Raw genomic sequence first — 23,911 nt, 5'->3', positions numbered from 1 at the left:
TATTTAATTTATTTAATTTAATTTATTTAATTTAATTTATTTATCACCAAATCTCACTTAAATCTAACACAAATCCCGGCAAAATATCCTCACCAGTTAATGTTTGCGGATTATCTAATTCTTCAACTCCACAATTAGGCCGATAAATAAATACTTGGCGTTGTTTTCTATCAATTAACCAAGCTAATTGTGTGCCATTGTCTATATATTCTTGCATTTTTTCTTTTAATGTAGATAAACTATCATTTTCTGAACGCAATTCTACTACAAATTCGGGACAAATAGGCGCGAATTTCTTTCTTTTGTCTGCGGGTATTATTTCCCATTTTGTCCGTTTTATCCATGCTGCGTCGGGAGAACGGACTGCACCATTAGGTAGGGTAAAACCACCACTAGAACCAAACCCTACTCCTGTACCATCTTGTTTTGTCCAAATACCTAATTCACCAATTAAATTAAAATTGCGTTGACCTGTTTCTGAATCTGTAGGAGACATAATGAATAAATCTCCAATTTGATTACGTTCGATTCTAAAATGACGATTTAACTGACAGAAATCAAAAAACTGATCATCTGTCATGACCATATTGGGTAGCATTTGTAATACCATTGGTAATATTTCTAAATCTACAGATAATTGTGTGTTCATGATCATTAAAAATGGTAAGATGATTCAGATCCCCGACTTCTTTTTAGTAGAAGTCGGAGATATTATGGTTCTAAAACTCTCCAGCTAAAGCAGGAATACACCGTTCACAGAGTAAAGGATGTTCTGCTGATTCACCAACATGGGGCGAATAATTCCAACAGCGATCGCATTTCTGATATAATTTACCATTATGGTCTTGTTCTGCGGCGTTGACTACCCCAATATCCCAATTATCCTCACCTTGAACTCGCAAAGTTTTTAATCCTTGTAATGTGTCAGGTGTATCTAATAATTGCACCTCAGAAGTGAGGAATAAATATCGTAATTCATCAATGCCATTACCGCTAACATTCAAAGGTTCAATAGCAGCGCGTAATTTTTCATCACTGAAATAAATCAAAGCAATAGCTTCTAAAGAAGAACCAATTAACTTTTCTACCCGCGCTTGTTCCAATACTTTATTAACATCACTGCGAATGCGTCGCAATGTTTTCCAAAATTCCGCTAATTCGGGATGATCCCATTCATCATTCACCTTAATCCAACCAGCTTGAAAAACTGATTTATATTGTGTTTCGTAGGGAATAAATTGCCAGATATCCTCCGCAGTATGACACAAAACGGGAGCGATCGCTTTAGCTAAATTTTCCAAAGCAATTTGCAAAACTGTTTGACAACTACGACGACGGAAAGCATCAGCAGAACTGATATATAATCTATCTTTCGCAATGTCTAAATAGAAATTTGACAAATCTACAACACAGAAATTCTGCACAGTTTGAAAAAAGCGGAAAAATTGGAAACTATCAAAAGCTTCCGTCACCTCATTAAACACCTCACGAATGCGATGCAGCATATATTTATCCAAATCTGGTAAATCATCAAAGGCTACAGCATCCTTCTGAGGATCAAAATCATGCAAACTACCCAATAAAAACCGTGCCGTATTGCGGATTTTATTCCTTACATCAGCTAATTGCTTGATGATATTACCACCCAAACGGACATCACCAGAATAATCTACCGAAGAAACCCACAACCGCAAAACATCAGCGCCATAAGCGGGTTCTTTTTTCTGGTCTTTTCCACCCAAAATCATTAATTGAGGGTCTACCACATTTCCCACAGACTTACTCATTTTCCGTCCATGTTCATCCAAGACGAAACCATGAGTTAAAACAGTTTTATAAGGTGCAATACCATTAACCGCTACACTAGTCAACAAAGAAGATTGAAACCAACCGCGATGTTGGTCAGAACCTTCCAAATACATATCCACAGGATAACACAACTCCGGTCTTTGCTTCGCCACCGCTGCCCAGGAAGAACCAGAATCAAACCAGACATCCATTGTATCAGTACCCCGGCGGTAAGTCTTGCCATGATTGCGGTATTGTTCCGGTAATAACTCCTCCACAGACAACTCCCACCAAGCATCAGAACCCCTGGCAGCGATGATAGCTTGAACATGATTAATCGTGTCCGCATTCAGCAAAATTTCCCCAGTTGCTTCATCATAAAACACCGGAATCGGCACACCCCAAGAACGTTGACGAGAAATACACCAATCCGATCTTTCTGCTACCATTGGCGTAATGCGGTTTTCACCTTGGGGAGGAATCCAGCGTACCGAGGAAATAGCCGTTAAAGCCTCATCCCTAAATCCTGCCACAGAAGCAAACCATTGTTCAGTAGCGCGGAAAATCGTCGGTTTCTTCGTTCTCCAGTCATAAGGATACTTGTGAGGATATGCTTCCTCCTTCAACAGAGAACCAACCTCATGCAAAGCGTCAATAATCGCTTGATTGCCTTCGCCCAAAACATTTAAGCCAGAAAACTTACCAGCTTCATCCGTAAAATTACCACTATCATCAACAGGAGCAAGAATCGGCAAACCGTAACGCTGACCAACGATGTAATCTTCTTGACCATGACCAGGAGCAGTATGTACCAACCCAGTCCCCGACTCAGTAGTGATATAATCACCACCAACCACAACCGGACTTTCACGGTCAAAAAGAGGATGACGGTAAATAGTACCTTCCAAATCCTTGCCGACAAATTTGGCTTTTACCGTTAACTGCATATTCAACTTAGTAGCTAAATCTGCTACCAAATCAGCCGCAACAATCAGATATTTGGGAAGTTGTTTTCGTTTTCCCTCTGTTGCTAGATGTCCCAAAGCTTGCATATAGTCAGCATCTTGACCAAGTTTATTTTGCTGCGGTCTGCCTTTTGCTTCCCAAATTTCTCTAGCTCTATTTTCAACGTCTTGTTTTGTAAGTCCGTGTTCTAGTTCTAGTAAAGCCTGCATATAGTCAGCATCTTGACCAAGTTTATCCTGCTGCGGCCTGCCTTTTGCTTCCCAAATTTCTCTAGCTCTATTTTCAACGTCCTGTTTCGCAAATTCCTGTCTAGTTGACACTAAAGCATATTCCAACGCACCATTTACAGCCACAGCCAAATTACCGGGGATAGTCCAGGGGGTAGTAGTCCACACAGCCACGCCCAAATCAGGCAGGAACGGCTCTAAAACTGATTTTAATAGTTCCGTAACCTTCACCACCGGAAAAGCGGCGTAAATGCTGCGAGAAACGTGACCTTCAGGATATTCTAACTCAGCTTCGGCTAAAGCGGTTTTAGAACTAGGACTCCAGTGTACAGGCTTGAGACCGCGATAAATATAACCTTTGAGGAACATTTCCCCAAAAACGCCAATTTGCGCGGCTTCGTATTCTGGCTGTAGAGTTAAATAAGGATTTTCCCAATCACCCCAAATCCCATAGCGTTTAAAACTTTCTCGTTGCTCATCTACGGTTTTTAGTGCGAACTGTTTCGCTTTTTGACGCAATTGCAAAGGAGTGAGATTTTGGCGTTCTGCCTGTTTCATATTTTGCAGAACTTTCAACTCAATGGGCAACCCGTGACAATCCCAGCCAGGAACGTAACGAATCTTACGACCTTTTAGCAATTGGTAGCGGTTAATAATATCTTTGAGAATCTTATTTAAGGCATGACCAATATGTAATTGACCGTTAGCATAGGGAGGACCATCGTGCAGTATAAATAATTCGCCGGGGTTGTTTTCAGCCAGTTGAGAATAAATGTTGTTTTCTGCCCAGAATTTTTGGATTTCCGGTTCGCGCTTAATGGCGTTTGCCCGCATATCGAAGTTAGTCTTGGGTAAGTTGACGGTATCTTTGTATTTTCCAGTTTCGGTCACAGGTTCATGCCTAAATGTAGGTGTGCAGGTTATCCGATCAATTATAAGTCGTCGGTTGGGTTGAGAAAACCCAACAACGGTTATTGGTATTTTGGGGTTAATTTTTTGTTTTTGCAGGTTTACAACATATACAATATATAAAGTTACCCACAATAGACTTATGACACTAACCCTCAGCTTACCACCAGAATTAGAACAGTATTTAATACAGGAAGCACAACAACAAGGTCTTTCTGTGGAAACTTATACATTGCAACTTATTCAAAAATCTATTTTCCAATTAGAGAAAAATTCATCTCTTGAAGAAACACCCACAGAAATTGTCATTGAAGGTATTCATCAGGGAATAAAGGAAGCATTAAGTGGACAAACTATACCTCTTTCACAAATGTGGGAAGGAATAGATGCAGAATAATGAACCACTATCAATTGAAATTGCTATTACTCCTCGTTTTCAAAGAGATTTGCGAGAACTAGCTAAACGCTATCGTTCCATTCGTTGAAATAATTGAACAAGCAATAGCTCAATATGAAGAAGAAAATACCATTCCAGAACAATAAAAATATAAAATTCAACTACTTGAGTAAATAGAAATTAATGAATATATTCAACGTAATTTTGAAAATCAATTTCATCTCTAATTAAATGTTCCCAAAAACGATATTGCCATATAGTCCGTTGTTTTTTCTTTTTTCTAGATATAGATATATTTTCTGGTGAACTAGTTTCACATTGACGACTAAAATAACTTTTAATTAACCGCCAACGAGTAGAAAAATCATGATCATTTTCTGGTAATGTCCAAATACAGTGGAGATGATCAGGTAAAATAACAGTAGCATCTATAATAAATGGATGTTTCTGCATTACATAACCAAAAGCATCTCTTAATCAGGATTTATGCAGTAGTAAAGCACCCTACCAATGTGCCAGTTGCGTAAGTCCTGATAATATGTTGGTGGGTGATGTTGGGTTTCGTTCCTCAACCCAACCTACAAATATTGGCGGTTATAAAGAATGAGTAATTATAATATGTCGGTGGGTGATGTTGGGTTTCGTTTAGGTTTAATCACAAATCCAAAATTATCAGATAAAAGCCTTGCTTGTGCTAAATGGCTACAAATGCTAATTTTTTCAGGGCGGAGTTTGGGTTACATAACTGGTTGCTCACAAATCAAAAATAACTCAACAAAGATACAATTTTATTAGGTGGAAAATACCCACCTAATTATTTACCAAATATAGAAAATATCAGTTATTCAACTGTTACTGACTTCGCTAAGTTCCTCGGCTGATCTACATCCAAACCCCGCCGCGCCGCAATATGATAAGCTAATAATTGCAACGGTATAACTGTGAGAATTGGTGACAGAATTTCCTCTACTTCCGCAACCGGAATTAAATCATTAAATATCTCCCCCGCTTCACTATCTTTAACAGATGTTACCCCAATTAAACGGGAATCTCTAGCCTTTGCTTCTTGAGCATTAGAAATCACCTTTTCATATACATTACCAGGAACAGCGATCGCTACTACAGGAACTTTAGCATCTAATAACGCAATTGGTCCATGTTTCATTTCCCCCGCAGGATAACCCTCCGCGTGAATATAGCTAATTTCCTTTAATTTTAAAGCTCCTTCTAAAGCAATGGGAAAATTAATTCCTCTCCCAATAAAGATAAAATCTTGCGTTTCTGCAAAATCATGTACTAAATGCTCAATATAACGTTCTTGAGTTTCTAAAATCGCTTCAATTTCCCCCGGTAATTCCCGTAAACCAGTGAGAATTTCCTCAAATCTAACAGCATTAATCTCATGACGACGATAAGCCAAATCTAGCGCCAAAGCATAAAAAGCCATCAATTGCGCTACAAAAGTTTTCGTCGCGGCCACACCAATTTCAATTCCCCCATGAGTATTGATAATATTTGTAACCATATTACCCAAACTACTTTCCGGGCGATTCGTGATTCCTAAAAGTCGCGCTTGATACTTAGCCTCTTTACCCTGTCTTCTTTCCTTCTCCATAGACAAAGCCGCCAAAGTATCAGCAGTTTCTCCCGACTGAGTTACGCCAATAGTTAGAGTATTAGGCGTTAGCGGTGATGGTGCATACCTAAATTCAGAAGCATATTGTACCTGAGTGGGAATTCCCGCCAATTGTTCTAATAAGTATTTACCCACTAATGCTGCGTGCCAACTTGTACCACAGGCGACAATTTGAATCTGTTCTATATCTGCGTAAAATTCGCTACCTAAACCGAAATTTACTGGTGATTGATCACTATTTACGCTCTCTTCCGTAGAAAAATAAGCCTCCAAACAATCCCGTACTACCCCCGGTTGCTCATAGATTTCCTTGAGCATAAAATGTTTGAATCCCTGCTTTTCTATCATAATAGGATTCCAGTTCAGGGTGCGAGGATGCTTTTTCAAGCGGTGTCCAGCGAAGTTATAGACCTCCACCCCCAAAGGAGTTAAACGAGCGATTTCGCCGTTTTCTAGGGTCAATACAGCGCGGGTATAGGGAACAATTGCCGGCGTATCTGAAGCACAGAAAAACTCACCTTGGCCAAAACCAATGACTAAAGGCGCTTGTTGACGAACTACAATCATTTCATCAGGGTAGTCAGCAGAAATAACAGCGATCGCATAAGCTCCCTCTAACTTACTTACAGCTTCCCTAACCGCGTCTAAAAACACAGAAGCGGAAACTTGAGTTTTAGAAGAATGCTTTAAACATTCAGCAATCAAATGAGGAATTACCTCTGTATCTGTTTCCGAACGGAATGTGTGACCTAAAGCCTTTAATTGTTCCCGTAACTCTCGATAATTCTCAATAATGCCATTTTGCACTACCGCTACCCGCAGAGCCGTATCTAAATGAGGATGAGCATTGTACTCTTCTGGTTTACCATGAGTTGCCCAACGGGTGTGACCAATACCAATTTGGGCAGGATTTTCCATTTGTTCCAGTTTAGAGCGCAAGTTGAGTAATTTACCCTTAGCCCGCACACAATGCACGTCACCTTCCAAAATAGTGGCAATTCCTGCCGAGTCGTAACCCCGATATTCTAACTTCTCCAGACCAGTCAGTAAAATATTTGTCGCTGCCTGGGTGCCTATATATCCGACTATTCCACACATTGCTTAAACAACTCCAATTACAGGATGATTAAATTTTAAGTATAGTTGCTGGGATACTTCAGCCACTTTAGCAAATAAAAGCAAATTAGTAATGGGTAATGGGTAATGGGTAATGGGTAATGGGTAATTGGTAATGGGTAATTGGTAATGGGTAATTGGTAATTGAAAACCAACTAACAAGTAACAACAAAAATGCTGAGGAATGAGAGAAGAATCTCAATATTTCTCCTCTTCTCACTCCCCAGCACTAAACTACCAAGAATTTAGAAATTTTAGAAATTTGAAATTCTTAGTAAGCCAAGCCCATACTGCGAGTTGTTTCAGCGCCTAAATAAACGCGAATACTCAAAAAGTCGGTGGGGCAAGCAGTTTCACACCGCTTACAACCTACACAGTCTTCAGTGCGGGGAGACGCAGCCACTTGAGCAGCTTTACAGCCGTCCCAAGGAACCATTTCTAGCACGTCAGTGGGGCAAGCGCGGACGCATTGTGTACAGCCAATGCAGGTGTCGTAGATTTTTACGGTATGAGACATTGAAAAACTTCTCCTCTTGGGTGTTCTTCTAGAATGACAAAATCATAATCAAGGCATAGTTTACCCCAGGGCTTGATAGCTTGTAAGCAAAAGGCTACATAACTTTAAACAATGTAATAGACACTTTGGACAATTTATCTACCAATATCCCTCTGATTCAGTCATAATCAGCAACATAGACATCAAGTCTTTACCTAAATCACCCTCTCCCATAAATGCCGATTTGTAAAGATATGTAAACTAATCGTGATTTTCCTAGAAGTTATCTACAGTACCTATAATTAATCATCTATACTAATTGTTCAGATACTTATCAAGTTATGATTTAATAAATATTAAATAATATAAAGTTATATGTAAATTATATTTTATATATTATACAATTTGACAAAATACGCTTAATCTTATTTATACAAAATCTAAGTTATAGCAAAAACATCCTAATTAGTGATCATAAGCTCAACAAGTATACCAGATAACATATTATGGAGCTAAATTCCTTACCCACAGAGGTAATTTTAACACATCCGCGTCAATCTCTTGGTAAATTACAGCTTGATTGGACACCTCAACCAGGAAACTATTTAGATTTTGAAGGTAAAACCTATGCAGTCTTGGAGCGTCTTCATAGGTATCAGCTTCAAGGTGGACGCTATATTTTATATAATATCGCTATTTACGTACAAACAGCCCAAAGACCAGAAGAAAAAACTTTAGTAGAGGGACGTTGGGTTATTGGTGATGCTACTTGTAACTATAATGCTCTTTCGGAAATTATTCGTTGTGCAGTTAACCCAGCAGGACCCTGTAAGTCCTGCCGTTTCTACGAAAGTTATTAGTCCATTACCCATTACCCATTACCCATTACCCATTACCCATTACCCATTACCCATTACCTCACCCACTGTCAGCCGAGTTCCATTGACAAAATCCCATCCTGACTGAGGCCGTTTACCCATTAATTGTACTTCTCGCAATAGCAATAAACCCTCACCAGTTTGGATAATTGCCCCTACTCCTTTAATAATATTAACTACTTCTCCTTCTTTCCCTGATACCATTGAGTTAGAGATTTTATGTATTTTTTCTCGTAACTGCTCTGGTAATTCTTCAATATACGGAATATCTAGGGGAATACTAGCAGTGATTTTAAATGGTTGGTTACGAAAAACAGTAGTACAATGAGGATAAAAGCCGCGAATTTGATTGTGTAATTGGATAGCACTTCGTCCCCAGTCCAAATTATAATCAGGCTTTTGAATCAAAGATGCGTAAGTAGCACAGTCATGATCTTGGGGAATAGGTTGAATTTCCTGACGTTCCAGTTTATACAGGGTTTCTATTAGTAAACCTGCACCAATAATAGCCAACTTTTCCCCTAAAATCTGAGCATTGTCTAGTAATTCAATCTCTGTAGTAGCTTTTAGAAGCATATCCCCTGTATCCATCCCCTTATCCATTAAAATAGTTGTAATTCCCGTTTCTTTTTCTCCGTTATATAAACTCCATTGAATTGGTGCAGCCCCCCGATATTGAGGTAAAATTGAACCATGTACATTAATGCAACCTAGCTTTGGCATATCTAATATCTTCTTAGACAGAATTTGACCATAAGCAATAACTACAAATACATCAGCTTCCATTTGTTTGAGTTGTGTTAAGGTTTCCACATCTTTTTTCACCCTCTCAGGTTGCCAAACTGGAATATGATGATCTGTAGCGTAAGTTTTCACAGGTGAAGGTGTTAATTTATTCCCACGTTCTCGACGTTTATCCGGTTGAGTGACAACGGCTAATACCTGAAAATCACTATTTCCTAAGAGTTTTTCCAAGGTGGGAACTGCAAAATCAGGAGTGCCAAAAAATACTACTTTCATTAGTTATTAATTATTAATCACGAGTCATAAGTCATTAATCAATATTAGGTGTGTTCCCCGTCGCTGACAACCGCAAAATCTAAATATCAATGGAATTATCTGTTCTGGCGAATTTGATTACAGAATTTTTGGTGGCAGGATATGAATTTTAAGGGTTTCATGGTATAGTGTCTACTATTAGTCTAGTGAAAATGGCCGAAATCAACTATGATGTCAAGTCAATTAGTTAAGTGATGCTAACCACTATCTTGGCTATGGAGGGAAAGCAAGCTACGCGGAGCGTTTTCTAAATCTTACAGGCTGCACTAACGCAAAGCGTCTCAAAGAGAAGTTATCGCTAATTGCATCTACTATTGATAGGTTTTGTGTATCTCACTCAGTTTTTGAATTGGCCATTTCTCTACTAAATCAAAATTGTTAAGTAATTACCCAAGTTGCAAATAAACTGTGTTTGCTTAATTCTAGCATTTACCAGTGTAAGTATAAATTATAAATTTGTGAATTTGGGTATGTGTATTTAGTGTTCTTGTTTATTTTTGATTGTGCATCAGTTGGTTTAAATTTGCCAAAAATAGATGAATTTTATTTGTATAAAGGTTTGACTATTACAGCAAGCTATATACAAAACAAGCTATTTTAGACTAGTTTGAACTAAGGTTATTTTGAATACCATTTAGTCAAATCAAAACTTAATGATGATCACTGTAAAAATCTCTATCTCTATATTCAAGTTAAGTTGAATATGGATGTTACTGGAAGTGACAGCAATGACCGTATTTATTAACAGATGTAATTTACTGTTAATTTTAATAACGTCCTTGTCCTTATGTATATTATGTAAAAATTATGAGAGGTTAATAGTGACACTAAAACTTTTGTAAAGCCTTGTAACATTTGCCTAAATTATCCTGTAAAAGCTTTTGCTTTATTGATATATATAGTTATAGCTTTTACCATTCCTGTATAAATACTGCCCGCACTTAGCAACTGCCTCTAGAGAGTCTCATCATGCTTAAATCACTTTTGGTGTTAGGATGGTTCCGTGTTAAACCATATATCAAGTACATTGCTATTAGTATAGTAATTTCACCCTTTGTAGGAATGTCTCTTCACGCTACTTTAGCTAAACAATCCCAAGTAGCAAATACCAATTTAGAAAACGACAAATCTGAAGCCAATGGGAAAATAAATTTACAATTTGCTCAAGTCAATTCTCAGACGGGAAAAATATCTATTGGGGAAGGAATACAGTCATTATCAACCAATAAGGTGATAACCGAGGCAAAAACAGAGAATCATCGAGTCGAGAATAATCTTGTTAAGGAAACTGCACCATCAGTTGATGTTGTAGAATATCAAGAACAAATATCTGTTAATCAAGTTAATTTAAGTCAAAAATTAAAAAACAGAAAGGAAGAAGCTGAATTTAATTCTCTAGAGAATCAGGGTTCTGAATCAGAAGTATTAGCAACATCAGCAACATCAACGGTTATACCTGAGGAGAATAAATTCCAACCACCTGAAACCGGCGAAATACCTGTAATTGAAGAGAAAAATGAGTCAGAAATGACACAAAATGATCCTATAGGTAGCCCCCATCCCATACCTTGGCAATGGATTATGTCAACCCAGGAAGCGATTGGTGGCAAAGGTCTTTCTGGTGTCCGTTATTATCGCAGTCTACCTGTAGTTTCTCCTGATGGCAAATATGCGATTTATAGCCGGGTGCAAATGGAAGTAAAGCCGGAAATGCACAATAGCCGAGTTAAGAGCGTGTTGTTTATGGAAGATAGACAAACTAAGAGGTTGCGGGTGATGACATCAACCGATAAGGAGATTGATCCTCTATTAAATAAAGAGGCCAGTTTGTCTGAAGAAGCTGATAATGATGGTAAAATTGGGGTGTTAGTGCCTGTTAGCTGGTCTGAAAAAGGCGATCGCTTTCTAGCACGTAAATTTGTGGCTGTTTTCAACACAGCAGATGCTACAGATCAGGCTGTAATTTGGAATCGTCAACAAAATAATATCAATGTAGTTAATCCTGTGCAATCAGAAGATGACCACGAAAAAATAGCCATCTTGTTAGGTTGGAGTAAAAAGCAGCCTAACAATGTCTTATTTCGTGCTGGTGAACTAGGGGAAGAAAATTGGCCTTTGGTGCAAGTGGCTAATGATGGTAAAACCGTAGATATGTCAGCAGAGGAAGATCAGCCGATAACTTTTGGTGAAAGTGCTAAAATTTGGGCTGATCCACAGGTTGCGTCTCGATAAGAGATTAATCACTAATCCATACCCGTTGTCAACCGTAACAACTAAAAACAACGGGTAATCTTGATACCAATTGAATAAGTTCTTTAATAGTCGCGTCACAAGTAAGGCTATTTTCTGGACAAACAACAAACTATAAAAGTAAAATATCAGTGTTTTCTAACTGGTTTTCATCGAGAGCTTCCTTAACCCGACGGATTGGTAAATTAGCGATTAAAGCGGTTGTCCGTTGATTGCTTTCTAGGGAAAACTCCAAACCGTCTGTTTCTATTTCCACATAGCGACAAACGATTTCCAGGATTTCCTGACGCATTTTTTCTAAGGTTTGGGGGTTTAAGTCAGCACGGTCATGGGAGATAACAAATTGCAGACGACGTTTAACGTCATTGCGACTGTTATCGGGACTACGAACAAAAAGTTTTTCTAAAATTTCAAGAATCATTGCTGGTATGTGTAAGGCACAAGAAACTGGGAAGTTAATTAAACAAGTTTTGACCAAAACATCTTTCTCAAGCGGGAAAAGATGTTTTTACTAGATGAGTCAAGCTCAAGAAATTCGACAGTTTCCCCTTGCAATCTCCGAGCAATGTTCTCAAAAGCTGTGGCGGCTAAAGATGGCGTATCTGATAATACTAAGGGTTCGCCACGGTTGGTAGAGACAATCACACGCTCATCATCGGGGATTACTCCTATTATGGGGATAGCGAGAAGTTCTTGAACATCCTGTACAGACATCATATCATTTGCTTGTACCATTGCTGGTCTAATTCGGTTAACTATTAAGTTAATCTTTTTCACGCCTTGTGCTTCTAATAATCCCACTACACGGTCAGCATCACGGACAGCGGAAATTTCGGGAGTGGTGACAATAAGAGCTTCCTTGGCTGGGGCGGTAGCATTTTTAAACCCCATTTCAATTCCGGCTGGACAGTCAATGATTACATACTCATACTTTTGTGACAGTGCATTTACCAGTAACTTCATTTGGTCAGGTGTCACTGCTTCTTTATTGCGATGTTGGGCTGCTGGTAGGAGTACCAAATTAGGTTGTCGCTTATCTTTTACCAAAGCTTGTTCTAGACGACATTCTCTAGCTAAGACCTCCACAGCTGTATAAACAATGCGATTTTCTAATCCTAGTAGTAAATCTAAATTTCTCAGACCAAAATCCGCATCAATTAAGGCTACTTGCTTGCCTATTTTGGCTAAGGCCATCCCCAAATTAGCTGAAACTGTGGTTTTACCCACTCCTCCTTTACCGGAGGTAATGACAATAATGCGACTCATGGTAATGCTGTATAAGATTCAGGAACAATAAAATATTTCCGGCTATTCATTGATTCTAATTAAGTCACCTGACGGAATTAATTACATTTGTGATTCTTGCCTAGTCAAGAATTTTAGATCAGATTTTGTGTAATTAATCGCGTCCGACTATTTAATTGGCTGCGGGAAAAATCAGCGGCTTTAACAATGCGAATTCCTTCGCTGGTAATATGTGCAACTTCAGGCAGGAAGTTAGTTGAGGACTTTTCTGGCGCTCTGGCGACTGCATCGGCAATTCGCAATTGGGTTGGTTCCATTTGCAAGGCCATGATCAGAGATTCCCGATTACCACCAGCTCCAGCATGGGCAACTCCCCGCAACCGACCCCAAACTAGAATATCTCCATCTGCAATTATGATGCCACTGGGGTTGATATCTCCCAAAATAATCACTGTCCCGCCATGGCGAATTTCCACACCTGATCTGACTGTCATTTGCAAATAAAGAGCATCTGCCAGTGGGGCGGGGGTAGTTTGAAAATCGGCGGTCGGGGATGTTTCTAGTTGGATTTGTTCTACGGAATAACCAAGGGTACAAGCAGCGATCGCCGTTTGTCTCCGACTGGTGGCTACGGATTTTAGTTGTATTTGATATGTATTTAAAGTTTCTGCCAAATCTTGCAGTTGTCTGTTATCTAATAACCGATCTTTAGCTACCAGATGCAGGGCTGTGTTCGGCTTACGTAAGCGATCGCCTGCATTCAAACGCTGTTTCATTTGTTGCCATATCTCCCACCAACTAAATTCTGATGGTGGTACTTGAGATTCAGTGGGCAAAATTAATAACAGTCGCTCTCCTTGAGTTTTTAACTGAACTTGAGTATTTTGTTCTGCCTTTTGTAGCTGGTAATTTAAATCCTCATCTGTGAAATCAGATAAAATATAACCTTCTGCCATCAGATTAGGAATATGAGATTCTGATAGACTACCAGACCTAGCCATATTTTCAGCAGCAGAATTATCTTTAGCAGAATTATCTTTAAAATAGGCAATAACAGGGTTTAACTCCAGATTGGAGGGTATAGAATTAGATTCTACCTGATCAGTAGAATCTGTATTTACCCCCCCAGAATTAGAATTATTCACCTCTATATCAACCTCATGGCCGATATGTGACTCTGACTTAGGAACTTCCGAGTTTATTGCATCAGCTTTAGCATCATCTTTAGCATCAGCTTTAGCATCATCTGTATTTACCTCACCTGAATTAGAATTATTCACCTCTATATCAACCTCAGGATCAATTGACTCCGACTTAAGAACTTCAGAGTTGATTGCATCAGGTTTAGCAGAATTAGAATTCATGCAGCACTAGCCAAAATATACTAACAGTGAGATTTGAAATTGATAATTGTCAACTGTTAATTGTCAATTTACATACTAATCTTTGATAAACCGTCCCCAAAGCATCAGCATTACCAACATTACCGGGAAACAACACCACTGGCAAATTAGGAAACAGGGGATGATCAGATGGTGTGATTACCATTGAACAACCTGCTAAAATTTGACCAAGTAACCTAGCCGAAGTTAAAGCCAGCCCTTTACTCAAGACATCATTTGAAGTAATACCCCCCTTACTGATTAGGAATCCTATATCAGATGGTAAACCTTGGACAATATCCATGAGTAAAGCTGAAACCGTGCTGCCAAAATCTAACCTAGTTTTGACATCTTTAAAAGTTAATTCTTGACGGCTAGTGTAAACTACTGGAGTTTTACCAGCATTATGTACTGTTTTGACATTTTCTAGAATCTCCCTTAGCAGTTTAGCAGATTCCTCTACCCCATGATCAAGCAATCTACCCACATTAACTTCTATGCCTACCGTTCCCTCCAGTTGTAATAACGATTCTAACTGTTGAGTTGTCTTTTTAACGTGAGAACCGACAATGATGGCACCAGGTTTGTCACCGCGCACATATTCTGCCATATTTTCAGCGGCAATTGGTTGAGGGGGTAAAGCAGCCAAAGCTGTTAAAATACTAGCAGCAGAACGGAATAAAAATCGTTTTCCCTGACTTGCGGCCGTTAATACATCTAGTGCAAAGGTGTTCAGATCCTGTTGATTTTCTCCGTCTACTACACCACACTGATTGTTCTCCAATTGTAACAAGCGTTCTAAACTACCAGCGCGGATATCTGTAAGTAAAAATCTGTTGACAGTATCTTCTTTGATCTGTCCTTTGGTTTTTTCTTCTACATACTTAGGAAGATAGCTATAATTGTAACTGAAGACAGAATCACGGGCAAATTCTGTTTCATGTACGGGAGTGGGAACACCATCAATCATTAAATAATGAATGCTGTCTCGGGTAATTCTTCCCCCTTCAAAAAATGCCGGGACGAGAAAATGAGCATCAAATGGACCTAATTCTTCGGCAATCACATCGGTTTCTATGGGATAATGTCCCCGCAAAGTGGAGTCAGAACGACTAACTACCAGAAAATCGGCGATTTTTTCGGCTGCTAATGCCAGTTTGAGATGATGACAAACTTCTCTAGTCACAGCTGCAGCTGCTTCCGGGGTGAGGGAACGAGTATTGGTTAAAATAAAGAAAATGGGGGCATCGTCTTTTAATCCTAAACCCAGGGTTTCCACGTCCCAACGCATCAATAGTAAACAACTGTGGACGGTTTGGGAACCGGTAGGATCATCATCGAGGACAATTATTTTGGGTTTGTTATTCATAAGTTGTGTTGTTGACTAAAAACATGAGACACAAGCCCCGTCCTAGAAGGACGGCTTGGCGATTATTGTGGTACTATTTTGAATAGTCGCCTTATGGCATTGGGAGACTGTAAACGAACGTCGAGGGATGCTAAGACTACTTCGGTAGCACAACCCAATGAAGCGTTCAGGAATCCTCTCTCATGAAAGGAAGAGGAGCTATGTCAAACTTTTGTCAGTTTTCTGAGTTTTTTGCATATCTTACATAGTCTGGAATGAATGATATTTATGTTCAGCTACTCAAAAAATGATATCATCTTAGTTCATGATCCTTCTTAAAAGAGAATTATACACAGGACAACAAAATCTGGTCTTTTGGCAAAGGAGAAGTAAACTTTGTAATAATTGTTACATCTTATTGATTTACACCTAAGGTGAATTAATAGAATTGATGATCAGTTTATAAAACATCATTAATAAAACTTTAATGATTATGTTAATAGAAATTACACCCACTCAGGCAAGAAAATGGTATGGTAAAGAAGATAATTGAGAATTTATAAATGACACTTATGTCAATGTCACAAGGTGGCTTTTGTTTTTTTGTAAAAAAACGGTTCAACTCAACCTGTAATAGTGCCTAACCAACAAATAAAATATTCCATAACGGAAAAAAGGTCTCAAGATAGATGAAGTATAAAGGTTATTAGGATAAAAAACCACAAAAAATCAGGCAATTCTGATTAATAAACCCTCAAAAACACAACTATTTCCGCTAATATACATGAACCAATCTGCGAAACATTACTCACCGCTCCAGGCTGCCTTGATTGGTGGAGCGATCGCCACAACTGCTACCATATCTGTATTTGGTCAAGCTTGGACAAAATCAGTTCATGCTGCTTTACAAGATAGTCCTAAAGCATTAGTTGACCAAGTTTGGCAGTTGGTGAATCGTGAATATGTTGATGATAAATTTAATCAACAAGATTGGCAAGCAATCAGGCAGAGCCTATTAAGTAAAGACTATACTTCTAAAGATGAAGCCTACGTAGCAATCCGCGCAGCTTTGCAAAAGCTCGGTGATCCCTACACTCGGTTTATGAACCCCCAACAGTATGAATCCCTAACTAGTCAAACATCTGGGGAAGTATCCGGGATTGGTATTCGGATGCAAGTAAACGAAAACACCAAGCGTCTCACCGTGATAGAGGCTATAGACAATTCTCCAGCCTTTAAAGCCGGACTAAGATCAGGGGATGAGATATTAGCCATTAATGGTAAATCTACCCTGAAAATGACAGTAGAAGATGGCTCAAAATTAATTCGTGGTCAAGTAGGTACTAGTGTTAGCCTGGAGCTAGAACGACCAGGAAGCAAATTCAAAATTAAATTAACAAGGGCAACAATAGAAGTTCCTACTGTTCGGTATACCCTCAAACAAGAAGCGAATCGGCGGGTTGGATATATTCGCTTACAAGAATTTAGCTCCCACGCAGCTGATCAAATGCGTGCAGCTATTCGCAGAGGGAATAGTGATCAAGTTGATTCCTATGTTTTAGACCTACGAGGTAATCCCGGTGGTTTGTTGAATGCGAGTATAGAAATTGCCCGGATGTGGCTAAATGACGGTCATATCGTCAAAACCGTAGACCGCAAAGGATCGAGCGCCCAAACCACAGCTAATGGTACAGCTATTACTAAACTACCCTTAGCAATTTTAGTAGATGGTAATTCTGCTAGTGCCAGTGAAATTCTCACCGGCGCTCTCAAAGACAACAAACGGGCTGTAATTGTTGGTAGTCAAACCTTTGGTAAAGCTTTGGTACAGTCAGTCCATGAACTAGAAGATGGTTCAGGTTTAGCCGTCACCATTGCCCATTATTATACACCCAATGGTACAGATATCAACCATAAGGGGATTGCACCTGATATCAAGCTAGACTTAACACAAACGCAAGAACGCCAGTTGGCTTCTAATCCGAGTTTAATCGCTACAAATAGTGATCCCCAATACGCTCGTGCTATTGCTGCTCTCTCTAATGGCAAATTAGCACAGACTGTGAAAAGTCAAAATTCCCAATCTGTTAGTGTCAGTTCTGAAGACTTGAAATTTTAAAATTTGAGTTTTAATTCCACCCTTGGGGGACAGTTAGAATTAGGTAATAACTAATGTAATGAACCATGAAGGCACGACTTCTTTGTGGTTTATTTTCTCTTATCCTCTTATATATAGTCTATCATGCAGCAATGATATATTGAATTGCCACCGCTTAGGTTAAAATTGTTGAGAATGAAAGTTTATTTTTCCTGCATTAAATTCTATCTATGGCTAATCCTAAATCTGACAAAAACTTTGTCTACCAGGAATTTGGTAACGGTAGTTCACCCCCACTAGAACGGGCTTTGGAGCGGGGAATCCAAGATTTACCCCCAAATCAGCAAAATGTAAGAATCCAAGCCACTCGCGCTGGACGGAAGGGGAAAACTGTCACGGTTATTACTGGTTTTCAAACTAAACCGGAAACTTTGGCTAATTTATTAAAACAGTTAAAAGCCCAATGCGGTACCGGTGGCACGGTTAAAGATCATGAAATTGAGGTTCAGGGAGACCATAAACAGAAGATCTTAGAAATTTTGGTAAAATTAGGTTACAAGGCTAAAATTAGTGGTGGTTGAAGAGTACGGTTTACTGTATCTTTTCAGGAATGATCCGGACAGACGGTGATGTTAACTCTAGAAATGTCAGCTATTCACAAAAGGTATTGATGAATATGGATGTAATTAGAATTATAGTGGCAATTTTTCTCCCACCTTTGGGAGTGTTTTTACAAGTGGGTTTTGGTCTAGATTTTTGGATTAATTTACTTTTGACTATCTTTGGTTTTTATATTCTTGGCATTGTTCACGCGGTCTGGATAATTGCCAAGAAATAATGAAGCTGTTTCATTGTGTATCTCTACTGTGGGTAGAGTAAATAGGTGAACGGAAAAAAACCGACACAAGTAACGAAAAGTAAAGTTGCCCAAAACCTCTTTCCTGTTCCCAGTTAAGAGTTCCCAGTTAAGAGTTCCCAGTTAAGAGTTCCCTCACTATCAATTTTTAACGCCAACCTACTTACGCTTTTGTGGTTGGCAGTTTCCTCCCAAGAATTACTTGTTGATCAATATCTAACTTTAGGTAGATGACAATGGTTTTTCTGATTATTTACCGTATTATTTCTGCCTATATTTGTATACCTTAAATTAAGGCATATTCTAAAGTGATGGTGACAGTGTGAAACTAGACCAACTGAAAGCAAATGTAATTGTTCGTGGTTCAATCTTTCCCGAACCTGTACAGGTATTGGTAGTTGTACCAATGGGTGATTCGATAAAACTGATTGGGACGGGAATTAATACCAATCATACTTATCAAGCAATTCTCAATGCTCAACAGTTGGAAAAGTTAGAATCCTCACCTGAAAAAGAACCCTTTGATGGTAACGCCCAATATTTTCGCTTTGGTGTGGAAGCTTTGCGGTTGGGATTAGCTTATGAGTATGATCCCTATTTTGCATTAGCGATCGCTCGTGTAGACCCCTTACCACACCAATTAGAAGCGGTTTATGAGTATTTTTTAAAACAGCCTCGCATTCGTTTTTTACTAGCTGATGATCCTGGAGCAGGGAAAACCATTATGGCAGGATTATTAATTAAAGAACTAAAAATTAGAGGATTAGTTAAACGCACCCTGATTATTACCCCTGCTAACCTAACATTTCAATGGCAACGAGAACTAAAAGACAAATTTCGAGAAGAATTTGAAGTTGTACGCGGTGATGTCCTCCGCGCTAACTATGGTTTTAATCCCTGGCAAGAAAAAAATCAAGTTGTCACTTCTGTATCTTGGGTTTCGCGCATTGAGGACGCAAAAGATAGTTTATTAAGAAGTAATTGGGATTTAATCATTGTAGACGAAGCTCATAAAATGAGTGCCTATAGTTCCGATAATAAAACCTTGGCTTATAAACTCGGTGAAGAACTGGGAAAAATTACCGACCACTATTTATTAATGACAGCTACACCCCATAAAGGTGATCCGAAAAACTTTTGTTTATTTCTAGAATTATTAGACCGAGATGTTTATGGAGATGTCAGCAGTTTAGAGGACGCAATGAAACGGAATAATGCTCCTTTTTACCTACGTCGAACTAAAGAAGCTCTAGTTACATTCCCTGAAGAAACAGGAATTGTCAAAAAACTATTCACTAACCGTAAAGTTGACACCATTGAATTTCAAATTGATGCAGAAGAATTAGAATTTTATCATGCACTCACTGATTATGTAGAAGACCAATCAGTTAAAGCTGCTAGTGATGATACAGCCAGAGGTAGGGCTTTAGGTTTTACAATGGCCATGTTACAACGTCGCTTTGCTTCTAGTATTTACGCTGTCAGACGAAGTTTAGAAAGAATGCGTGATAAACGCCAGAGGATTTTAGAAGACCCAGAAAGCTATCGTCAAGAGCAAATTAATAAAAAACTTCCAGAGGATTTTGAAGAATTAACAGAAACAGATCAGCAAAAAATTATCAGTGATTTAGAAAGTGTAGTTGCTTCTATTGACCCTGTTACTTTAAAAAAAGAAATTTTGCAACTTAATGAATTAATTAGTCAAGCACTGATATTAGAAAAGAGAGAAATTGAATCTAAATTAGTCAAGCTGAAAGAAGTAATTACCCAAGAAGGAATATTTAAAGATCCGAAAATGAAAATGCTCATTTTTACCGAGCATAAAGATACCTTAGATTATTTAGTTGGGAAATTAAGAGAATGGGGATTAACTGTCACCCAAATTCATGGGGGGATGAAAATAGGTGATAGAGATACCCCCCATACTCGGATTTATTCAGAACGGGAATTTAGAGAAGATTGTCAAGTTTTAGTAGCTACAGAAGCCGCAGGGGAAGGTATTAATTTACAATTCTGCTGGTTTATGATTAATTATGATATTCCCTGGAATCCTGTCAGGTTAGAGCAGCGCATGGGACGGATTCACCGCTATGGACAGGATAAGGATTGTTTGATTTTTAACTTTGTAGCTCTTAACACCAGCGAAGGCAAGGTATTATGGAAACTGTTTGAACGGATTCGCGCTATTGAGATAGATTTAGATCCAGAGAGGACGGGTAAAGTATTTAACGTACTGGGTGATATTTTCCCTGCTAATCAGTTAGAACGGATGATGCGGGATATGTACGCTCATAATCTTACTGAGTCTGTAATTATGAATCAGATTGTGGAACAGGTAGATACGGAGCATTTCCGTAAAATTAGCGATTCAGCCCTGGAAGGACTGGCGAAACGGGAGTTAAATTTATCACAAATTATTGGTAAATCTGCTGAAGCTAAGGAACGGAGATTAGTACCTGAAGTGATTCATGATTTCTTTGTACAAGCAGCACCTATAGCGGGGATTCATCCCAAGGAAACAGCTAAGGGTAAGAAAATATATAGAATTGGGCGTGTTCCTCGGACTCTATGGGGAACAGGAGATAGGTTAGAAAACCGCTTTGGTAAATTGGGACGAGACTATAAAAAGATTACCTTTGATAAAAATATCTTAATAGATGACCCGACATTGGAATGGGTCACACCAGGACATCCCTTATTTGAATGTGTACGGGATGAAGTTTCTGCACAGGTACAGGAAGATTTGCGTCGGGGTGCGATATTCTTAGATTTGCATAGTAAATCACCAGCGAGATTAGATGTATTTTCGGCTGCTATTACCGATGGACGGGGTAGAAAACTCCATGAACGTTTATATGTGGTACAGACAGAGTTAAATGGAACAATGACAGTCCGCCAACCAACTTTATTTTTAGATTTAGTACCAGCAAAAAAAGCAGATTTTCCGATTAAAAATGGAGAAAATATAGATAATCATAACTTAGTTGATTATTTACCAGATGATGGTAATTTACCCAGACGAGAACAGGTAGAACAAGCATTAATTGAACAGGAGTTAAATAGATTTTTAACAGAAATTAGGACTCAGCGACAAAAGGAAATAGAGACAATTTCTAATTATATAGAAAACAGTTTGACTATAATTATTGATAAAATCCAGATTCAATATGGAGAATTATTGCAACAGAAAGAATCTGGTGATAAAGAACAGGGTTTAGATGGGAGAATGAAACAATTAGATGACCGATCATTTGAATTAAATGGGAGGTTAGAACAACGTCGGGAAGAATTGCAGCAAGAAGCCAGTTGTGCAATTACCGATATTCATCATCATGGCCGTGCTTGGGTATTACCCCATCCTGAAAGAAGTTCTCCAGAAATCGCACCAATGGTAGCTGATGATGAAATTGAAAAAATAGCAATTCAAGCAGTGATAGAATATGAAACAGCCAGAGGTTGGCAAGTTATGAGTGTAGAAAAAGAAAATCGCGGCTTTGATTTGATATCCCGTCAACCTGATTCTGGAGATCCATTAAAAGCTAGTTTAGTCAGATTTATTGAAGTCAAAGGACGGGCAAATTTTGGTGAAGTGGCGTTAACAACCAATGAATATAAAACAGCAGCAAGATTAAAGAGGGATTACTGGTTATATGTAGTATTTAATTGTGCTTTATCTCCAGAAGTTCATACTATTCAAGACCCAGTAAAATTAGATTGGCAACCCTATGTAAAAATAGAACATTATCAGTTAAAAGCAGAAGACCTTTTAAAAGGTATAATATAAGAGTGCTTAGATCCCCGACTTCTTAAAAAAAACCGGGATCTGGAAGTCCAAGATTAAAGGATTTACAGGATTATGAAACTACAAATTACTACTCAAGAAATCAAAACAGTTACAGCCTACTATACTCCAGAAGAATATTTAGAACTAGAGGCAAAATCTGATCATAAAAATGAATACAGAAACGGAGAAATTATATCTATGACTGGTGGAACAACAAATCATAATAAATTAGCATTAAATTTAGCTACTGGCTTGAATATAGCCTTAAATGATTTAGATTATGAAGTCTATATTGGTGATGTTAAACTGTGGATACCAAAATATCAAGTATTTACTTATCCTGACGTGATGGTAATTGAAGGTGAACCTATTTATTATGGAAATAACACCACTATAGTTACTAACCCGTTATTAATTGGTGAAGTTTTATCTAAATCTACAAAAGATTATGATCAGGGAGATAAATTTCTCTATTATCGTTCCATTCCTGAATTTAAAGAATATATTTTAATTGACCAAACTAAATATTATATAATGCAGTACGTAAAAAATCATCAAAATCAATGGGTTTTAACTGAATATGAAACAGAAGATGCTATTTTACATTTGGCATCAATTAATGTGAAATTACCATTAAAGCAATTGTATAGAAAGATTAATTTTTGGGAAAACATCGAGTAAAATGAGTAATAATTTATAAGATATTGTCAGAATCAGGATACCCAAGATTTAAGGATTTACAGGATGATACCCAAAAAACTTGGTTTTAAATTAGGTCAAAAGTTACGCGAAACCTGCTATAATCAAAGCAGAAACTTTAACAATTAACTACCATGACTATCAAAGAATTACTGTTACAAGAAATTGATAATAGTCCCAAAGAATTACTAGAGGATCTTTTAGGTTTTCTCCGCTCCCTCAAAACTACACCAAAATCATCTCTAAGTACATACCAAGAACTATTAGAAAGAATTGATTACTTGGAAGCAATAGTAGGTATTCGTAAAGGATTAGATGAATTTAATCAAAGACAAGGAATACCAGCAGAGGAAGCCTTAGCAACATTAAAAAACCAGTTTAATATTCCTCTCACAGACAACTGATAAACAACAATCCTGTAAATCCTCTAATCCTGGACATTATCTCGACTTACTTCGACAAGCTCAGTACAAGTCGCTCGATAACCACCTGATTCTGACAAATAAAATGTGATTAACTCACAGACAACTGATAAACAACAATCCTGTAAATCCTTAAATCCTGGACATCCTGATTCTGACAAATAAAATGTGATTAACTCACAGACAACTGATAAACAACAATCCTGTAAATCCTCTAATCCTGGACATCCTGATTCTGACAAATAAAATGTGATTAACTCACAGACAACTGATAAACAACAATCCTGTAAATCCTTAAATCCTGGACATCCTGATTCTGACAAATAAAATGTGATTAACTCACAGACAACTGATA

20 protein-coding genes and 1 pseudogene are annotated in these 23,911 nt (G+C 38.2%); 9 read left to right on the top strand and 12 right to left on the bottom strand.

What is annotated here, in order from left to right; translation table 11 throughout:
* Positions 1-43: 43 nt before the first annotated feature.
* Both FFO06_RS16460 and ileS read right to left on the bottom strand, forming a co-directional pair.
* Positions 44-649, bottom strand: a complete 606-nt coding sequence (locus tag FFO06_RS16460; RefSeq protein WP_137909006.1) for a Uma2 family endonuclease — start codon at positions 647-649, stop codon at positions 44-46.
* Between the two features lie 70 nt (positions 650-719).
* On the bottom strand, positions 720-3,872 hold the full coding sequence (gene ileS, locus FFO06_RS16455) for an isoleucine--tRNA ligase (protein WP_137909005.1): 3,153 nt from the start codon (positions 3,870-3,872) through the stop codon (positions 720-722).
* A 160-nt stretch (positions 3,873-4,032) separates the two neighbouring features.
* Between ileS and FFO06_RS16450 the strand changes: the two genes are divergently transcribed.
* Positions 4,033-4,287: a hypothetical protein gene (locus FFO06_RS16450; RefSeq protein ID WP_137909004.1), complete on the top strand. Its 255-nt coding sequence runs from the start codon at positions 4,033-4,035 to the stop codon at positions 4,285-4,287.
* Between the two features lie 183 nt (positions 4,288-4,470).
* On the opposite strand, the pseudogene FFO06_RS16440 reads toward FFO06_RS16450, so the two are convergent.
* The 4 genes and pseudogenes from FFO06_RS16440 to psaC all read right to left on the bottom strand — a co-directional run.
* Positions 4,471-4,764: pseudogene (locus FFO06_RS16440) on the bottom strand (REP-associated tyrosine transposase); the annotation flags it as partial.
* 364 nt (positions 4,765-5,128) lie between these two features.
* The gene (glmS, locus tag FFO06_RS16430) at positions 5,129-7,021 is read right to left on the bottom strand and encodes a glutamine--fructose-6-phosphate transaminase (isomerizing) (RefSeq protein ID WP_137909002.1); all 1,893 of its coding nucleotides are present in this window, start codon (positions 7,019-7,021) and stop codon (positions 5,129-5,131) included.
* A 3-nt stretch (positions 7,022-7,024) separates the two neighbouring features.
* Positions 7,025-7,201 carry a hypothetical protein gene (locus tag FFO06_RS21650; RefSeq protein ID WP_201275477.1) on the bottom strand — a complete coding sequence of 59 codons (177 nt, stop codon included), beginning with the start codon at positions 7,199-7,201 and terminating at the stop codon, positions 7,025-7,027.
* Positions 7,202-7,310: 109 nt separating this feature from the next.
* The gene (psaC, locus tag FFO06_RS16425) at positions 7,311-7,556 is read right to left on the bottom strand and encodes a photosystem I iron-sulfur center protein PsaC (protein WP_015080270.1); all 246 of its coding nucleotides are present in this window, start codon (positions 7,554-7,556) and stop codon (positions 7,311-7,313) included.
* 485 nt (positions 7,557-8,041) lie between these two features.
* On the opposite strand from psaC, the gene FFO06_RS16420 reads away from it, so the two are divergent.
* Complete coding sequence (locus FFO06_RS16420) at positions 8,042-8,395, top strand: DUF6464 family protein (RefSeq protein WP_137909001.1); 354 nt, start codon at positions 8,042-8,044, stop codon at positions 8,393-8,395.
* Positions 8,396-8,434: 39 nt separating this feature from the next.
* Here FFO06_RS16420 and fmt read toward each other — a convergent pair whose 3' ends face one another.
* A complete protein-coding gene (gene fmt / locus FFO06_RS16415) occupies positions 8,435-9,433 on the bottom strand; it encodes a methionyl-tRNA formyltransferase (RefSeq protein ID WP_137909000.1) in 999 nt (332 codons plus the stop codon).
* A gap of 1,008 nt (positions 9,434-10,441) precedes the next feature.
* Between fmt and FFO06_RS16410 the strand changes: the two genes are divergently transcribed.
* Positions 10,442-11,704: a hypothetical protein gene (locus FFO06_RS16410; RefSeq protein ID WP_137908999.1), complete on the top strand. Its 1,263-nt coding sequence runs from the start codon at positions 10,442-10,444 to the stop codon at positions 11,702-11,704.
* Between the two features lie 130 nt (positions 11,705-11,834).
* Here the strand turns inward: FFO06_RS16410 and minE are convergent, their stop codons facing one another.
* From minE to FFO06_RS16390, 4 genes are all read right to left on the bottom strand, one after another.
* Complete coding sequence (gene minE / locus FFO06_RS16405; protein WP_137908998.1) at positions 11,835-12,143, bottom strand: cell division topological specificity factor MinE; 309 nt, start codon at positions 12,141-12,143, stop codon at positions 11,835-11,837.
* 38 nt (positions 12,144-12,181) lie between these two features.
* A complete protein-coding gene (minD, locus tag FFO06_RS16400) occupies positions 12,182-12,988 on the bottom strand; it encodes a septum site-determining protein MinD (RefSeq protein ID WP_028084400.1) in 807 nt (268 codons plus the stop codon).
* Positions 12,989-13,101: 113 nt separating this feature from the next.
* Positions 13,102-14,169, bottom strand: a complete 1,068-nt coding sequence (gene minC, locus FFO06_RS16395) for a septum site-determining protein MinC (protein WP_370743901.1) — start codon at positions 14,167-14,169, stop codon at positions 13,102-13,104.
* A 211-nt stretch (positions 14,170-14,380) separates the two neighbouring features.
* Positions 14,381-15,718 carry a four-carbon acid sugar kinase family protein gene (locus FFO06_RS16390; protein ID WP_137908996.1) on the bottom strand — a complete coding sequence of 446 codons (1,338 nt, stop codon included), beginning with the start codon at positions 15,716-15,718 and terminating at the stop codon, positions 14,381-14,383.
* A 763-nt stretch (positions 15,719-16,481) separates the two neighbouring features.
* Here FFO06_RS16390 and ctpB point away from each other — a divergent pair.
* From ctpB to FFO06_RS16360, 6 genes are all read left to right on the top strand, one after another.
* On the top strand, positions 16,482-17,816 hold the full coding sequence (gene ctpB / locus FFO06_RS16385) for a carboxyl-terminal processing protease CtpB (RefSeq protein ID WP_137908995.1): 1,335 nt from the start codon (positions 16,482-16,484) through the stop codon (positions 17,814-17,816).
* Between the two features lie 209 nt (positions 17,817-18,025).
* Positions 18,026-18,376 (top strand): translation initiation factor, encoded by a 351-nt coding sequence (locus FFO06_RS16380; RefSeq protein ID WP_137908994.1) that lies wholly within the window; start codon positions 18,026-18,028, stop codon positions 18,374-18,376.
* 95 nt (positions 18,377-18,471) lie between these two features.
* On the top strand, positions 18,472-18,633 hold the full coding sequence (locus tag FFO06_RS16375; protein WP_137909015.1) for a YqaE/Pmp3 family membrane protein: 162 nt from the start codon (positions 18,472-18,474) through the stop codon (positions 18,631-18,633).
* Positions 18,634-18,973: 340 nt separating this feature from the next.
* Positions 18,974-22,435, top strand: a complete 3,462-nt coding sequence (locus tag FFO06_RS16370) for a helicase-related protein (RefSeq protein ID WP_137908993.1) — start codon at positions 18,974-18,976, stop codon at positions 22,433-22,435.
* A gap of 72 nt (positions 22,436-22,507) precedes the next feature.
* The gene (locus tag FFO06_RS16365) at positions 22,508-23,116 is read left to right on the top strand and encodes a Uma2 family endonuclease (RefSeq protein WP_137908992.1); all 609 of its coding nucleotides are present in this window, start codon (positions 22,508-22,510) and stop codon (positions 23,114-23,116) included.
* Positions 23,117-23,268: 152 nt separating this feature from the next.
* Complete coding sequence (locus FFO06_RS16360) at positions 23,269-23,538, top strand: prevent-host-death family protein (RefSeq protein WP_137908991.1); 270 nt, start codon at positions 23,269-23,271, stop codon at positions 23,536-23,538.
* A gap of 23 nt (positions 23,539-23,561) precedes the next feature.
* Here FFO06_RS16360 and FFO06_RS22060 read toward each other — a convergent pair.
* Positions 23,562-23,911: hypothetical protein (locus FFO06_RS22060; protein WP_236097168.1), on the bottom strand; the 350-nt coding region annotated here is incomplete at its 5' end.

Source organism: Dolichospermum planctonicum, assembly GCF_005402965.1.
In the GTDB taxonomy this organism is placed as follows: domain Bacteria; phylum Cyanobacteriota; class Cyanobacteriia; order Cyanobacteriales; family Nostocaceae; genus Dolichospermum; species Dolichospermum planctonicum.
Note: the sequence above shows the minus strand (reverse complement) of the source record. Positions and strands in the feature narration are given on the sequence as shown.

Bases quoted from the DNA above. Each gene is read 5' to 3' on its own strand.
- FFO06_RS16460 (WP_137909006.1), bottom strand. From the start codon at position 649: ATGAACACACAATTATCTGTAGATTTAGAAATATTACCAATGGTATTA.
- FFO06_RS16450 (WP_137909004.1), top strand. From the start codon at position 4,033: ATGACACTAACCCTCAGCTTACCACCAGAATTAGAACAGTATTTAATA.
- glmS (WP_137909002.1), bottom strand. From the start codon at position 7,021: ATGTGTGGAATAGTCGGATATATAGGCACCCAGGCAGCGACAAATATT.
- psaC (WP_015080270.1), bottom strand. From the start codon at position 7,556: ATGTCTCATACCGTAAAAATCTACGACACCTGCATTGGCTGTACACAA.
- FFO06_RS16420 (WP_137909001.1), top strand. From the start codon at position 8,042: ATGGAGCTAAATTCCTTACCCACAGAGGTAATTTTAACACATCCGCGT.
- fmt (WP_137909000.1), bottom strand. From the start codon at position 9,433: ATGAAAGTAGTATTTTTTGGCACTCCTGATTTTGCAGTTCCCACCTTG.
- FFO06_RS16410 (WP_137908999.1), top strand. From the start codon at position 10,442: ATGCTTAAATCACTTTTGGTGTTAGGATGGTTCCGTGTTAAACCATAT.
- minE (WP_137908998.1), bottom strand. From the start codon at position 12,143: ATGATTCTTGAAATTTTAGAAAAACTTTTTGTTCGTAGTCCCGATAAC.
- minD (WP_028084400.1), bottom strand. From the start codon at position 12,988: ATGAGTCGCATTATTGTCATTACCTCCGGTAAAGGAGGAGTGGGTAAA.
- FFO06_RS16390 (WP_137908996.1), bottom strand. From the start codon at position 15,718: ATGAATAACAAACCCAAAATAATTGTCCTCGATGATGATCCTACCGGT.
- ctpB (WP_137908995.1), top strand. From the start codon at position 16,482: ATGAACCAATCTGCGAAACATTACTCACCGCTCCAGGCTGCCTTGATT.
- FFO06_RS16380 (WP_137908994.1), top strand. From the start codon at position 18,026: ATGGCTAATCCTAAATCTGACAAAAACTTTGTCTACCAGGAATTTGGT.
- FFO06_RS16375 (WP_137909015.1), top strand. From the start codon at position 18,472: ATGGATGTAATTAGAATTATAGTGGCAATTTTTCTCCCACCTTTGGGA.
- FFO06_RS16365 (WP_137908992.1), top strand. From the start codon at position 22,508: ATGAAACTACAAATTACTACTCAAGAAATCAAAACAGTTACAGCCTAC.
- FFO06_RS16360 (WP_137908991.1), top strand. From the start codon at position 23,269: ATGACTATCAAAGAATTACTGTTACAAGAAATTGATAATAGTCCCAAA.